At 68.0% G+C, this 14,095-nt stretch carries 10 protein-coding genes; 6 read left to right on the forward strand and 4 right to left on the reverse strand.

The genetic code is table 11. From position 1 onward, the window contains the following. Window positions 1-178: 178 nt before the first annotated feature. Window positions 179-409: a hypothetical protein gene (locus A176_RS25930; RefSeq protein WP_002639303.1), complete on the forward strand. Its 231-nt coding sequence runs from the start codon at window positions 179-181 to the stop codon at window positions 407-409. A 9-nt stretch (window positions 410-418) separates the two neighbouring features. On the opposite strand, the gene A176_RS25935 is transcribed toward A176_RS25930, so the two are convergent. Both A176_RS25935 and A176_RS37650 read right to left on the reverse strand, forming a co-directional pair. Beyond that, window positions 419-1,048: a GNAT family N-acetyltransferase gene (locus A176_RS25935; protein WP_044889497.1), complete on the reverse strand. Its 630-nt coding sequence runs from the start codon at window positions 1,046-1,048 to the stop codon at window positions 419-421. 163 nt (window positions 1,049-1,211) lie between these two features. Continuing rightward, entirely contained in the window at window positions 1,212-1,949 is a 738-nt protein-coding gene (locus A176_RS37650; RefSeq protein WP_002639305.1) for a DUF1428 domain-containing protein, read from the reverse strand. A 68-nt stretch (window positions 1,950-2,017) separates the two neighbouring features. On the opposite strand from A176_RS37650, the gene A176_RS25950 reads away from it, so the two are divergent. Next, window positions 2,018-2,458 (forward strand): MarR family winged helix-turn-helix transcriptional regulator, encoded by a 441-nt coding sequence (locus A176_RS25950; protein ID WP_002639306.1) that lies wholly within the window; start codon window positions 2,018-2,020, stop codon window positions 2,456-2,458. Window positions 2,459-2,493: 35 nt separating this feature from the next. On the opposite strand, the gene A176_RS25955 is transcribed toward A176_RS25950, so the two are convergent. Then, window positions 2,494-4,248 carry a M14 family metallopeptidase gene (locus A176_RS25955; RefSeq protein ID WP_044889417.1) on the reverse strand — a complete coding sequence of 585 codons (1,755 nt, stop codon included), beginning with the start codon at window positions 4,246-4,248 and terminating at the stop codon, window positions 2,494-2,496. A gap of 277 nt (window positions 4,249-4,525) precedes the next feature. After that, window positions 4,526-7,132 carry a right-handed parallel beta-helix repeat-containing protein gene (locus tag A176_RS25960; RefSeq protein WP_002639309.1) on the reverse strand — a complete coding sequence of 869 codons (2,607 nt, stop codon included), beginning with the start codon at window positions 7,130-7,132 and terminating at the stop codon, window positions 4,526-4,528. Window positions 7,133-7,409: 277 nt separating this feature from the next. Between A176_RS25960 and A176_RS25965 the strand changes: the two genes are divergently transcribed. The 4 genes from A176_RS25965 (at window position 7,410) to A176_RS25980 (ending at window position 14,061) form a co-directional block, all read left to right on the forward strand. Further along, window positions 7,410-8,825 carry a right-handed parallel beta-helix repeat-containing protein gene (locus A176_RS25965; protein WP_002639310.1) on the forward strand — a complete coding sequence of 472 codons (1,416 nt, stop codon included), beginning with the start codon at window positions 7,410-7,412 and terminating at the stop codon, window positions 8,823-8,825. Between the two features lie 440 nt (window positions 8,826-9,265). Next, on the forward strand, window positions 9,266-11,146 hold the full coding sequence (locus A176_RS25970; protein ID WP_002639311.1) for a glycosyl hydrolase family 18 protein: 1,881 nt from the start codon (window positions 9,266-9,268) through the stop codon (window positions 11,144-11,146). A 303-nt stretch (window positions 11,147-11,449) separates the two neighbouring features. Continuing rightward, entirely contained in the window at window positions 11,450-13,411 is a 1,962-nt protein-coding gene (locus A176_RS25975) for a hypothetical protein (protein ID WP_044889416.1), read from the forward strand. A gap of 155 nt (window positions 13,412-13,566) precedes the next feature. Continuing rightward, entirely contained in the window at window positions 13,567-14,061 is a 495-nt protein-coding gene (locus A176_RS25980) for a hypothetical protein (protein ID WP_002639313.1), read from the forward strand. The last annotated feature ends 34 nt before the right edge of the window (window positions 14,062-14,095 follow it).

A 14,095-nucleotide genomic window follows, 5' to 3' on the forward strand; every position in this document is an offset into this window, starting at 1 on the left:
CCAGCCGCTGCTGGAGGAGACCGCGGCACGGGCCTTGGTGGCCGAGGACTGGTGACTGCGCTCCCTGCTGATGTTCGCAGTCACCACCCTCGCGCCTCGTGCATGGCCCTCATGGACCGTGGAATCCCAGCCAGAACTCGCGGTTGAATGCTCGCGGCCACTCACGGAGGACCACCGCATGCGCATCCTCGCCGCCACGCTCCTCGTCACCCTCTGCGGCTGCAGCTACATCCAGGTCGGCACACCCGGGGGCCCCATCGACTTGAGCTCACCGCGGGGCACGACCGTGGGCGTCTGGGTCTCCCCACCTCGGGACGTGACGCTGGAGGAGACGCCGGAAGGCGACACCCCGCCGCCAGAGAGCCCGGAGAAGGCCGCCACGGCCACCGCCGAGAAGACGGAGCCCTGAGGCGGGGGCCTACAACAGCTTCTGCCCCAGCACGTCGAACGCCTCCAGCTCGCTGGTGGCAGCGGGACTGGCCGGGTAGTCCTCCGCCAGCAACGTCCAGACCATCGTGTCGCGCAGCACGCCGTCGGGCGCCATCAGCCGCTTGCGCAGGGTGCCCTCGTGCGTGAAGCCGAGCTTCCGAGCCACGGCGGCACTTCGGACGTTGCGCGGATCACAGTGAATCTCGACGCGGCGAATGCCCTCGAGTTCAAAGGCCACGCGCGTGAGCGCCGCGCAGACCTCCGTGGCCAGCCCCTTGCCGATGTGGTCGGCGGCGATCCAATACCCCAGCTCCCGAGCACCCTCTCCTACACGTGGGTGCAAGCCCGAGCCGCCCAGGACTTCCGTCCCGCTGCGGTCGAAGACGGCGTAGGTGAAGTCCTGCCCCAGGTCGAAGAGGCCACGAAAGCGCCGCAAGGTAACGGCTTGCTCCCCCACGCTCATCGGGTATTGCGCCGCCCACGGCATCCACGGGCGAAGGTGCTCCAGGCTGGCCTCGATGGCACGGAGCGCACGCACGGCGTCACCGGGTGACCAGCAACGAATCAAGGTACGTGACGTCTGGAGGGTGTAGGCGGGGCCGGCTGGGGTCGAAGTCATGGCAAACCCGATGAAGGACTGGCAATGCGCGCGGACTTGCCGGAGGACTCGCGAAGCCTCCCCCTCTTCCTGCCATACCATTCGACCTCAGGCGACAGGCGGTGTCCAGGACGCCACCCGTCTTCCCATGGCCTTGTCATCTTCTCGGAATAGACGCTCCTGTCTATCCTTTGGCGCCCGTCGCGAACGTCTCGTCCAGCAGCGGCACGAACCCGCCAAACGCCCGGCGGCTCTCGTCATAAGGCACGGCGTCGGAGTGCATGCGCGGGTCGGACATGGCCTTCCCCCACCCCGCGTCACGAGCCTCCTTCGAAGGCCACTCCACCCAGGCGAAGACGACCTGCTCGTCGCCGGTGGCCTTCACCGCGCCCTTGAAGTCCGTGACCACGCCATCCGGAATGGCATCTCCCCATGCGTCACCGACACGCAGCGCGCCATGCGCTTGCAGCACCGCGGCGAACCGGGACGCGATGGCCTGGTAGGCCTCCTTGTTCCCGTTCGGAACAGGGACGAGGGAACCATCGACATAGCCGGCCTTTCCCTCTCCTTGCGCATGGAAGCTGGGGACGAAGCCACCGTAAATCATCCGCTTCCCATCGAACGGAATCTGCTCGCCCAGCGCCTGCATCCGAGGGTCGCTGAACGCCTTCTCGTTCGCCTCGTCGCGAGTCGCCTTGTCGGGGTACTCAACCCAGGAGAAGACAATGGCCTCGTCGGGCTGCGCCTTCACCGCGCGCCGGAGGTCCGTGATTTTGCCCTCGGGGACGTCCTCACCCCAGTTCTCCACGTAGCGCGTCGCGCCAAACTCCTTGTACAGCGGCGCGGCGGCGACAACGACCTTCAGGTAGGCATCCTTGTTCGCCGCGGGCACCGCACACACGAATCCGTCGATATAGGCCATGGCATCTCTCCAGGAAGGCGTCCCTGCTTTGACACGAAAGGTTGATATCAACACAATGACCCGCGTCAATGTCCAGAGCCGTCCCCTACGCAACGACGCTGCATGTCCGTGACCACTGCCTGTGCCTGGCGGTCCAGCAGGCCGCGCGTGCCCTGGCCCGGCGCTTCGATGAGGCCCTGCGCCCCGTGGGCCTCACGCACGGGCAGTTCTCCCTGCTGATGTCGCTCAACCGCCCCCAGCCGCCGTCCATCGGGCCTGTCGCCGAACTCCTGGCCATGGACCGGACGACGCTGACCGCCAACCTGAAGCCGCTCGAAAAACGCGGCCTGCTGAAGACCCTGGTCGACCCCGCGGACCGCCGAGGACGGCTGCTGGTGCTGACGGACGCCGGACTCCAGTTGCTCGGCGCCGCGCTGCCCCACTGGGAGCGAATGAACGAGGAGACCCAGCGGCTGCTGGCCGAGACCGACGTCGACACGCTACGGGCCGGCCTGCGGGCCCTGGCGTAGCGGTCCGCGCCAGGGGCGTGTCCCGCGCGCCGGCCTCAGTCCACCTGCCGCAGGACGGGATGAACGCGGTAGCGCGAATCGAGGTAGGGCGTCTGCTCGAAGAACCAACGCAGGCGCGCGGCGCCGTCCCGCGCAAAGGCGGGGTCCGCATTCACCTTCGCCTCGAAGGCTTCGCGCACGGCGGCGTTCTCCGCGAGCATCCGGTCCGCCATGGGCGCCAGGGCGTAGTCATCCAAGAAGTTGTCCTCGGTGAGGATGTGCGGAAAGAAGCCCCAGGCGAGCAGCGAATCATCACTCTCGGGCTCCAGCAGCGCGGCGGCCAGCAAGCGCAGCGGCTGGTCTGATGGGACACGCACCGTTCCGGCTGGCACGGTCTGCTGCCGCCGTTCATGTTGGAACTTCGCCTGCAGCCGCACCCGGCCCTCGCTCACGGGGCCCAGCCTCGGCTCGAACAGCCGCACCGTGTCCAGCGTCAGCGTCACGGGACTGTCGAGCGTCTCGAACCGGATGCCGTGCAGCGCGAGGCGCTCGATGGCCTCGGTCTCCCACGCCGGTACGAACCAGGCCTTCGGGATGTCCACCGAGAGGCTCTCCCGATGGCCAATGATGGGCCTGCGCGTGGTGACGGGCTTGCCGGTCCATCGGACCTCCTCGCGACCCGAGGCCGGAGACCGATAGCGCTCATGGCGGATGCCCATGAAGTCGATGGAGCCGATGGGCTTCGTCAACCGCTCCCACTTCACCATCAACCGCTCAGGCCGGGCCGCACGGTCCGCGGCCTTGGCTCGAGCGATGTCGGCCGCGTCGGTACCGACCACACGCAACGCGGCCTCCATCAAGACATAGGCCCCCAGGACGCGCTGCTTGTACGGCTTGAGCGAATGGTTCTCGACCAGCACCGTCGGGATGCCGGTGAAATCGCCATAGCCCGTGGAGTAGCGCGGCCCTTCGGGTGAGAAGCGCAGGCCGGACGAAGGGTCGTCCCCGTCAATCAAGCTGGGATAGACGCCGGGCACGTGCCCCTGCGAGCTCAGCGACGCATCGACCGACGACTTGAACCGACCCTCCAGCCAGTCGGTGATGGCGCTGGAGCGCGCATAGGTTCCCCACCCCGCGAAGGTGTAGGTCACGTCGTACTGCATGTCGGGACCGTCGCTGACGTGGAAGTCGACATAGAGCGCCGGGTCCAACTCACGCAGCAGTCCGATGATGGCGCGCGTCTCGGGGGCATCGGCCTTCGCGTAGTCGCGGTTGAGGTTGATGTTCTGGGCGGTGCCACGCCAGCCCTTCTCTCGTGGCCCGCGTTGCTGCCCCCGCGACCAGACGCTCGAGCGTTCATGGCCGTCGACATTCAGGATGGGCACGAACACCCAATCGACGCGGTCGAGAAGCGTCTCCTTGCCGCCGTGCGCGATGTCACGCAGCAACATCAACCCGGCGTCCTTGCCATCAATCTCGCCTGAATGGATGCCGGCCTGGGCCAGCACGACCGGCTTTCCTGCGCCGCCCTTGCTCGCCCGGACATAGAGCAGGTCGCGGCCCTCGGGCGTCCTCCCGAAGGTCCGCAAGGTCAACAGCGGCGACGAAGCGACCAGCTTCTCGAGCCAGGCGCGCGTCTCTTCATAGGAAGGCGTGGTTTCGAAACCCGCACGCTCAGCAGGCGTGCGCCACGGATGGGACGGCGCGGCGACCAGCGCCTCGCTCTTCCCCGACCATGCGCGCGCGGGTGGCAGTGGGGCCAATGATTGAGCCCCCGCCGGAACGGTGGACAGCAGACAGCCGACGGTCATCGCGAGGAGCGCGGACTTTCGTGTCCTTCGCGGAGACGCGTTCGAGGCGAGAGGACTCCTGACATTCTCGTGGGGCATCGTGGCGCAACTCCACCACGAGAAACTATTGCAACCCAGTAACACAACGTGCGAGTCGGCGGGCGCGCATGCCGAGGACACGCGCGCCGGACCGCACCTGGTAGCGCGGACCGTCCGCCGCGTTCCGCACCGTCTCCTCGAAGGCGGCCCGATTGGCCTGCGTGCGCGCCAGTGTCACGCCACCACCGGCGCGAGCGCCCTACCGCACCACCTGCGACTGGGTGGCGCTCACGCCGTCCCCCCACACGCGCACCTCCAAGGCCCCGGCCTGCTCCGCGCGGAAGTAGAACACGCTCTCCTGCTGGGGCCCCTCCAGGGAGACCACGTTACCGTCGCCCAACAAGGGCAGCGACTGCGTACACGCCGCATCCCGGAAGAAGGACACATTCCCAACCGCGCCCTGGGCCTCCACCACCAGCGAGGTCGACGCCAGCGCGGCCAGATTGCCCACCGGGTCCTGACTCTGCACCACCAGCGCCTCGGAGCATGCGCCAGCCGCCAGCTCGCGCGCGGGCGTCAGGAAGGCCACCTGCTCTGCCGCGCCAGCGACCACGTCCACGTCGAAGGTGCTGCCCGGAACCGTGGCCCGGTCATACCCCGCGCCACTGATGCGATTGCGGCTGATGAGGTTGGCGCCCCCCAGGTCCGAGATGGCCGCCTGGTACGGATAGCCATTCACCACCGCGTCATGGTGCAGCGTGTTCTCCACCACGACCAACTCCGTGGAGTGCGCGAGCGGACCGCCGCCCGCCGCCGCCTGTGACAGGTCGATGCCAATGTCATTCGCCTCCACGGTGTTGTTTCGAATGACGATGCCCTGACACAGCGGCACGCCCACGTGCGGCCCGCCCACGACCAGGATGCCCGAGGCCACGAAGCCAGCGCCCGTGTAGGCGTGCCCCACCACCCGGTTCGACACCGCGCGCCCCGTGGCGCCCGAGCTGAAGAGGATGCCCACCCTCGCGATGTGCGCGCTGGGCCCCCCGCCCTCCACCGCATTGTCGTCCACCGCCATCACCACCTGCCCCGACCCCACGATGCCCGCCTTCTGATAGCCGGAGACGTGGTTGCGGAGGACCTCCACCGCCCGCACCTCCGCCGCGTCCACGGCGTTGCGCACCTCGATGGCCACGCCCTCCTGGCAGGCGCCCTGCTCCGCGTTCTGGCGCAAGTCCCACACCCGGCTGTCGGTGATGGAGCCACTCGCCCCCGTGAACCGGATGCCGCTCAACGCGTCCTCTCCACCGTCACAGGCGGATTCCGCCAGGCCGCGCGCGTCCACCGTCACGTCGTGGACGTGCGCCGTGGTCCCCCGGTTGCGGAGCACCGCGCCCAGGAAGCGGCCCCCTTCCGGGTCCACCGCCGTCACCACGTGCCCCGCACCGTCGTAGGTGTAGCCGTCCGGGACATGCACCGTGCCCTCCGTCATGCAGTCCGCCGTCAGGACGACCCGGTCGCGCTCCATCCGCGCCGAGCAGGGCGCGAACGCGCCGCACCCACGGCCCTCCCAGCGAATCACGTAGGTGTGCGTCGCGCTCATCCCGGAGGCGTTGGTGACGGTGAGCCGCACGGTGGGCTCCCGGTCCGAGGGCACGCACGAGGGCTCAGACCAGCGCACCTCGCCCAGCGAGCCCGTTTGACTGGGAGGCCCCAACAGGCCCGTGTTCGTCGTCCACGCGAAGGTGAGGGCCTCCCCCAGCGGGTCCTCCACCACCGCCTGGAGCCGCACAACGTCCGCGCCCACCGCCGCGTCTTGAGACTGGGCCGTGGAGACGATGACCGGCGGCAGCCGCCGCACCACACACAGGTCCAGGGATTCCTCCCGCGCTCCACCCCAGTCGTCCCGGACGGAGACGCGGAGCCGGCAGGCCCCGCACGCCCCTTCCGGAGGCGAAGCCGGCGTGAAGCGCGGCGAGGCGGCCCCCGCGTCGTCGAAGGTGCCATCACAGCTCGCCGTCCAGACATAGGTGAGCGTGTCACCGTCATCGTCCCAGCCCTGCGCCTGGAGCTGGACGGAGTCCCCGAACGGAACTTCACGCGACGGCTGCGCCGCCAGCTCCACCAGCAGCGGCGAGCGATTGAAGCGGCTCTCCGCCTCCACGCCGAAACCGTGGTCCCGGGCCACCCGCAGCGCGAAGTCGAGCACGGCGCTCGCACCCGCGGCGTTCGTCACCTGCAGCGTCAGCGACACGGGCCCCGACACCCCGGGCGCCGTCCACACGGGCGCGGCCTGCGTGGCATCGCTGAAGCTTCCATCCGAGGCGCGCCAGGCGAACGCGAGTGCGCCTCCAGGGGCCGCGTCCTCCGCGACGGCCCGGAGTGACACCTGACCTCCAGGCGGCACCTCCGCGAGCGACGCCAGCACCGCGTCGATGAAGGGCGCCCGATTCACGGGAGGCGGCGCCGAAGCCACCGGCCGAGGCACCAGGACCGCCAGGGCCGTCCGATGGGCCTTCAGCGCCACGCCCGGAACGACCAGCCGCGCGACGACCTCGCGCCCCTCCCCCACCACCGTGGCGCTCACCTGGGCGCCCTCCCCCGAGCCCACCCCACGCACCAACCCCTGCCACAGCCCCTCACCGCCGCCGAGCGTGGCGCCGGCCTCCGCCCCATTCGAGGGCGTGAGGGCGGCGCGGACCTCCACGACGGGCGTGGCCGCCAAGGAGCGCGGCAACACCACCCACACCCGCGCCGCCGAGGACGGCTCCAACACGACGGGCGGGGACTCCTCCAGGCTGCATCCCACCGCGGCCAGCAGGATGAGTCCCACCAGACGAAACCAGCGCGGCGTGTCCAGGGACTTCATCGCGGCATCTCCCCACGGTCTTCCAGCCTGCGAACCGTCGCAGTGCAATCACATCCGTCACGCTCAAACCATCATACACGGTCCGGAGCACGAATGACTGTCCACATCCAGAGGCAACACCGTCCGTGGAGTCCATGTCGCCCTGCACGGACTCACATTATCCAGCCCCTTCCAACGTATCACCGCGCAGTGGAAGGAACACCGCATGGGCAGAAAGAATGGGATGTATTTCAGAACCATCCTCGCGGGGGCGCTCGCCGCTCCCACGGGAGGATGCATGGACGCGTCGCTCGCCCCAGACAGCGACACCGCAGAGATTCACGCCCATGAAACAGGCGGCGCGGCGCCCACCCTTCATGAAGTCTTCCAGGCGCCCACCTGCGGCTTCATCCCCTGCCGCGTGTCCGAGGCAGGCGACGTCTTGACGCTGATGGAAGACTGCGTCACCCCCACCACGCTCTACATCCCGGACGGCTACACGCTCGACGGTGCGGGCCATGCCATCACCGCCATGGGCGGACCGGGGGCACGCTTCGTGGGGCCCATTGCCCGCAACTGCGGTCCCCGCGCGTCCTACAGGGACCTGACGCTGGTGATGCTGGAGTTCGCGGAAGCCTGCAACACCGGCGACGACGTGCTCACCGGCATCCTGTACGACAACGCCTCGGGCAGCATCAGCGGCACGCAGCTCTTCAACATCCGCCACGGCACGGGCGACCGCGCCTGCCAGGAAGGCATGGGCATCGTGGCGCGCGGCACGGACTCCGCGACGGAGCCGTACACCGTCGACATCCAGGACAGCGTCCTTTCGGGCTACCAGAAGGCGGGCATCGTCGTCACGGGCGCCGTCGTGGCGAACGTCACCGACAACCGCATCATCGGCGCGGGCCCCCTTGGCAGCATCGTGCAGGCGGGCATCCAACTGGGCCTGGGCGCCACGGGGACCTTGGAGGGCAACGCCATCTTCGGAAACACATACACGGGCTCCGGCGTGGCGGCGGGCATCCTGGTCCATGGCGGTGCGTTGCATGGGGGGCCGCTTTCATCGGGTATCACCATCCGCGACAACACCCTGTTCAACAATGATATCGGCGTCTATCTGGCGCAGGGCACCGCGGGCGGGAGCCCACCGCAAGCGGCCACGCGAATCACCGTCGTGGACAACCTGATTCATTACGACGTGGTCACCAACGGTTTTGTGTACCAGGCCGCCATCTCCGACCTGGGCACCGGCAACATCATCCACTCCAATACCATCACCGGGGCCGGGTATGACCCGGAGACGCTCCCCGGCGCCACCTTCTCCGTGGACGTGGTCGCGGGAGCCGCCTCGACGCTGGTCTTCTTCACCCCCTCACGACGGGTCGCCGTGGGAGCCTGCTCCGGCCCCCTCATCCTCCAGGCCCAGGACGCGGACGGCAACCTGTCCCGGCCCGCCGAAACGGGCCTCACGCTCACCGCGCTGGGCCCCGCCGCGGCCGGCATCCAGTTCTTCGCCAACGCCAACTGCGAGGGCCCCACCGTGACGGAACTCGACATCGCGAACGCCCAGGCCCAAGGCACGTTCTCCTTCCGCGCGGCGAGGACCGGCAGCGTCTCCGTGTTCGCCTGGAACGAGGACCTGGCGGGCGCCCAGTCCCAGGTGGTGACCGCCGGACTGGCGGACGGCCCGCACACCGCGCCGCCGCGCTGAGCCCCACCCGGCCGCGCCAGACATTGGCCCGGGACCACCCCTGTGGTGGTCCCGGGCTTCTTTTTCCCATCAGCGTGGACACGCAATAGACATACAATCACAACACGGCATCACTCAATCCCATCCGAACAATGTCACGACCTCCTCACGAGGCAAGACCCACGCGTTGAAGGGCGGGGGGACTGCCAGGATTCCATCGCTGTCTGCATCCCGAGAGACCACATTGAGACATTGCTTCGACGCACCGCGCCTTGGGGATTCATTGCATCCAGACTGTTGAATTGAAAGTGATTGAAGTGACCTCCAGGAGGGCTTTGCCATGCAGGGCTCCTCCCCCAGGTTGCTCTTGGCCCGTCAATCTCAATCAGGCGGCGGGGCGCTTTGACACGACCCTGTTTGTCTTCCTGATGAATGACGGCGGGCCTCAACAGGAGAAGCGAATGAACCGGTTGGTCGTAGGATTGGTTTCATGGATGGCCATGGTCATGGCCACGGGTGGAAACGCAGCACGGGCGGAGCAGACCGAGGCACCGCCCGAGCTCGTTCCGGTCATGACGAGTTGGATCTACCGCGATGTCATGGAAGCCCCCTGGCAGGATTACTCATGGGCCCAGCGCTCGCTCACGAACACCTCCCCGGTGGCCGCGGGTCGCTATTCCATCTCCACGACGATGCGCGCCTGGGAGGGGCTGTATTTCAATACGCCCCCGCTGAGCGCGAATCCCGGCGCGATGCTCACGGTGCGCGTGCATGGCGGGAGCGCGGGAACCAACGCGGTGTTGCTCGCGAGGGCGGTGGTGAACGGCAACTTCACCCCCGGCACCGAATTGGGGCCGTATTGCACGGGAGGACGCATCCGCGCCAACGCGTGGGTGACGTGTGACGTGCCCGTGTCCTTGCTGGCGCCCCAGGGGGCGGCGCTGACGGGCCTCGTCCTCCAGGAAGGGCGCGGGGTGAACCTGTCCACGCTCTACTTCGATGAGCTGGGCGTGCGCGGGCTGACCGCGCCGCCGCCGCCAGTGGAGGTGGCCATCCAGCCGACCTCCGTCACCGTGCCCGCCGGAGGAACACAGACCTTCACCGCCACCGTGACAGGCAGCACGAACACCGCCGTGACGTGGTCCGTCCAGGAAGGCTCCGTGGGAGGCGTCATCAGCGCGGCCGGCGTGTACACCGCGCCCGCGACCGCGGGCACCTATCACGTGACGGCGACGAGCCAGGCGGCCCCGTCGAAGTCCGCGGTGGCCACCGTCAACGTGACCCGCGCGCCGCCGCCCCTGGGCAGCAAGTGGGTGTCCGGCTACTACACCGGCTGGAACGCGGAGATGTACCCGCCAGAGAAGGTGGACTTCTCCGCGCTGACGCACATCCTCGTCGGCCGCGTCACGCCCAACCCCGACGGCACGGTGAACACGCAGTTCGACAACTCGAACGGCCCCGCCATTGCCCGCACGCTGTCGAGGCGGGCCCATGAAGCGGGCCGCAAGGCCATCATCATGGTGGGCGGCGCGGGTGAACACGATGGCTGGGTGGGCGCCGCGTCCAACGCGAACCGGGCGCGCTTCGTCCAGAACCTCCTCAACGCCATGGACAGCTTTGGCTATGACGGCCTGGACATCGACTGGGAGCCGGTGGAGCCCGCGGACAAGCCGTTCCTGCTGGCCCTGATTCAGGAGCTGCGCGCGGCCCGCCCGCAGATGCTGCTCACCATGCCCATTGGCTGGGTGAACAGCAATTTCCCCGGGGACGCGGACCCGTGGTTCGTCAACCTGGCGCCCTCCTTGGACCAGATGAACGTGATGAGCTACGAGATGACGGGGCCCTGGGGTGGATGGCTGTCCTGGTACACGTCCGCGCTGAAGGGTGAGTCGGGCCTCCACCCCACGTCCGTGTCCTTCAGCCTCAATGCCTGGGTGAACGCGGGCATTCCCAAGGCGAAGCTGGGAATGGGCATTCCCTTCTATGGCATGGCCTGGCGAAACATCACCGGTCCCTATCAGCCGTACACGGACTGGTCCGACTACGTGGGCAGCGACAACTCCTTTACCTACAAGAAGATTCTCGAGCTGTCGGCGACGGGCACCTATCGCTGGGACGACGCGGCGCAGGCCAGCTATGTCACCTTCGACGTTCCCGTGGAGGACGGCACCGTGCGGTGGATTTCGTATGACTCGCCTCAGGCCATCGCCGCCAAGGGCGCCTTCACCCATGACAACGGATTCGGTGGCACCATCATCTGGACCCTCAACCAGGGGTGCACGGATCCAGCCACGGGGGCCAATCCGTTGCTCGACGCGGTGAAGGGCGCCTTTCTCCCCTAAAGGCGTCCCGGGTGACCTTGCATGAGGTCCCGCGGTCCGTCACTGAGAAGCCGCGGGGAGTGCCTTCTCGAGGTGCCATTGGCCAATCACCATGGCACCTGCCTTCCAGGGCCGGCGGGGCGCACTCGCCTGCCCCCGTGGTGGAGGCACTTTTCCCTCCCTTGACATCCCACACCTCGGCACCCGGATTGCTCAAGGTGGCTCACGCTGGATGACGGGCTGCCCACGGCAGGCATCCCGGGGTCCACGGTGGGTCGTCGCGGAAGACGGGGGTCGATGGTGATGCGTCACGATTGGAAGGCAATGGCAGGCGTGGTGGGGCTGTGGGTGCTCTCGGGGTGTGGCGCGCAGTTGCCAACCGAGGAGACCGACACGGCACAGGCGAGCGAGAGCGCGAGCGCGTCGGCCATGGATGCGGACCTGCCCAAGGTTCCCACGGAGCAGGATGTCGCATGGGAGCTGGACCTCTACCCCACCGCCGGCGTGGGCGGCATCTCTCCCCTGAGCCTGGTGAAGTTCTGGACGTACGAGCGCTTCATCATCAACGGAGACCAGGGCATCTGGACCCGTCCAGAGCTGAAGCGAACGCTGCTCGCGAAGGCGGAGGTGGACGAGTGCTTCTCGGCCATTGGCGGCCCCATCAATCAGCCGCCGTGCCTGCTTGGCACGAAGCCCAAGCGCAACCAGGCGTACGTCTGGGGGTTGGCCAAGGCGGACAGGTCCCTGTACTTCGGCACGGTGGCCAACACGCTGTGCCTGGTGCAGCAGGGCTTCCTCGGCTTCGCCACGCCCCAGGAGAACCCCTTCTGGGTCTGCGAGTTCGGCGCCAGCCAGTCCGGCACCGGTGATTACCGCCCGCCGGACCTGCAACGGTACAAGCTCGACACGCGGGAGCTCGCGTCGCTCAACGGCGAGCTGCCCATCTGGGCGGACATGCTGCGGCGCACCACCGTGGGCCTGCGCTCCGCGGGCGCGCAGGACGGCGTCGTCTTCCTGGCCGGTCCCAGCCTCATCCGGGGCATCAACCTGTTCGCGTTCGACGCCAGGGACGGAGGCTTCCTCGGCGCGAAGAACCTCCCCCAGTTCAACAACATCCGTGAATGGGTGAACGTCCGCGGGGCGCTCTACACGGGCGTGGCGTACAGCGTGGTGCAGGGCAATTCGCCGGGCGGTGCCGTCCTGCGGTGGCGCGGCCGGAAGTCCACCAACCACGAGGTCCTCTTCAACTTCGACGTCGTGGGCAAGACGGACGCGGAGGTGGCCAACCTGGTGGAGCACGCCGGCCGCATCTACGTGACGACGTGGCCCACCTTCAACACCGGCGCCCCGCTGTCACCGCAGACGGCCCGGTTCACCGGCGTGTGGCGCAGCCCCCGGCTGGAGCAGAACGGCCTGAATCACAGGGACGCCGACGACTGGGACAAGGTCTGGGACATCCGCGACTACGAGCCGGACCTGCTGGCCGCGGCCGTCACGGGAGGCGGCGCGGTGGCCTCGTTCGATGGCCGGCTCTACTGGGGAACGATGCACGTTCCCTTCCTCGCCACGTCGGTGGCCGTGGGCGCGCACGCCGAGGGGGTGCTCAACCTCGACGCGGACGGCAATGGCAGCCTTGGCTGGCTCGAGCTGCTGAACACCGCGCTGGGCACCCACCGCTCCACGTCCGTCTTCCAGAGCGATGAGCTGGGCAACCGGAACGAGTCGGTGCGCGTGATTTATGGCGAGAAGTACCTGCCCATCTACTCGCCCCGCGCGAAGGGCTACACCATCGGGTTCGACGCCGCGCACCGCAACCGGCTGGAGAAGCCCGACCCCCGGTGGGGCTCCTCGGGCCTGGGGAACTTCTTCAACGCCTATACCTGGTCGCTGGAGGTCTTCGACAACGACTTGTACCTGGGCACCTTCGACTGGAGCCAGCTTGCGCGCGTGGGGCTGCAAGAGGCCATTGAAGGCATGCCACTGCCTCCCATGACGCCTCCCTCCGTGGCGGCCGACATCACCTCCGTCGAGGACGCGCGGCGCGCCCACCACGACTACCTCCGGCTGCTCAACATCGCGCTGCCGAAGCAAGGCGCGGACCTCTTCCGCTTCGAGCACCGCAACAAGAGCGCGGTGGCGGAGTCCTTGAGGGGCCTGGGCAATGACACGAATTACGGGGTCCGTACCCTCGTGGGCGACAACAAAGCGCTCTACGTGGGCACCGCGAACCCGATGAATCTCCATCCGGACGGCGGCTGGGAGTTGATCCAGTTGAAGAAGGACTGAGGCGGCCAAACCCCCGGCCGAGGGCCAGGCCCCCAGGGTCTGGTCTTCGGCCGGGGCGCCAGGGATGGAGAATTCCTATCGGATTGCAGTCAAATCTCCGTGTCAGCCCATTCGGGGTGGCTTCGCAAACACGGAGGAGGGACTAAATAGGAACCATGACCCTCTCCTCCCTGGCTTCCGTTGCTGCCCTGAGTCTGTCTGTCCTTGCCCCCATGTCCGCCCTGGCGTCCGAGAGCAAGGTCGACAATCAGTTCGTGGACGTCTCCGCCTACCTGACGTCGGAAGCGGACATCGAGGCGTGGTACCAGCTCACGCGCAACCTCAAGCAGAACTTCGACGAAATCTGTGGCGACACGTTCTGCGAGGGCGAGTACAGCAACATCGAGTCGCTGCGCTTCCGCTGTTCGGTGAATGCCCAGACGGGCCGGATTGGCCAGTGCGTCTGGGTCTTCGCAGCCAGCAATGAGGAAGTCGACCCGACGACGGGCGCGGTGACGGTGGATGCGCGGACCTGGAGCTGCCAGGCGCCGCTGGCTCCGAACACCCCGATGCGGAAGTTCCTGACGGCGCTCGCCGGCAACGCGCCGCTCTACGCGACGCTGCCTCGCACCCAGACCACCATCTACGACGGCCTGGTCACCTGCCTCTGATTCACCCCCGTGCGTCTGGCGCTGGAGCGAGCGG

Origin of the sequence: Myxococcus hansupus, from assembly GCF_000280925.3 — a bacterium.
Lineage (GTDB): Bacteria > Myxococcota > Myxococcia > Myxococcales > Myxococcaceae > Myxococcus > Myxococcus hansupus.

Bases quoted from the DNA above. Each gene is read 5' to 3' on its own strand.
- A176_RS25930 (WP_002639303.1), top strand. From the start codon at position 179: ATGCGCATCCTCGCCGCCACGCTCCTCGTCACCCTCTGCGGCTGCAGC.
- A176_RS25935 (WP_044889497.1), bottom strand. From the start codon at position 1,048: ATGACTTCGACCCCAGCCGGCCCCGCCTACACCCTCCAGACGTCACGT.
- A176_RS37650 (WP_002639305.1), bottom strand. From the start codon at position 1,949: ATGGCCTATATCGACGGATTCGTGTGTGCGGTGCCCGCGGCGAACAAG.
- A176_RS25950 (WP_002639306.1), top strand. From the start codon at position 2,018: ATGTCCAGAGCCGTCCCCTACGCAACGACGCTGCATGTCCGTGACCAC.
- A176_RS25955 (WP_044889417.1), bottom strand. From the start codon at position 4,248: ATGACCGTCGGCTGTCTGCTGTCCACCGTTCCGGCGGGGGCTCAATCA.
- A176_RS25960 (WP_002639309.1), bottom strand. From the start codon at position 7,132: ATGAAGTCCCTGGACACGCCGCGCTGGTTTCGTCTGGTGGGACTCATC.
- A176_RS25965 (WP_002639310.1), top strand. From the start codon at position 7,410: ATGGACGCGTCGCTCGCCCCAGACAGCGACACCGCAGAGATTCACGCC.
- A176_RS25970 (WP_002639311.1), top strand. From the start codon at position 9,266: ATGAACCGGTTGGTCGTAGGATTGGTTTCATGGATGGCCATGGTCATG.
- A176_RS25975 (WP_044889416.1), top strand. From the start codon at position 11,450: ATGGCAGGCGTGGTGGGGCTGTGGGTGCTCTCGGGGTGTGGCGCGCAG.
- A176_RS25980 (WP_002639313.1), top strand. From the start codon at position 13,567: ATGACCCTCTCCTCCCTGGCTTCCGTTGCTGCCCTGAGTCTGTCTGTC.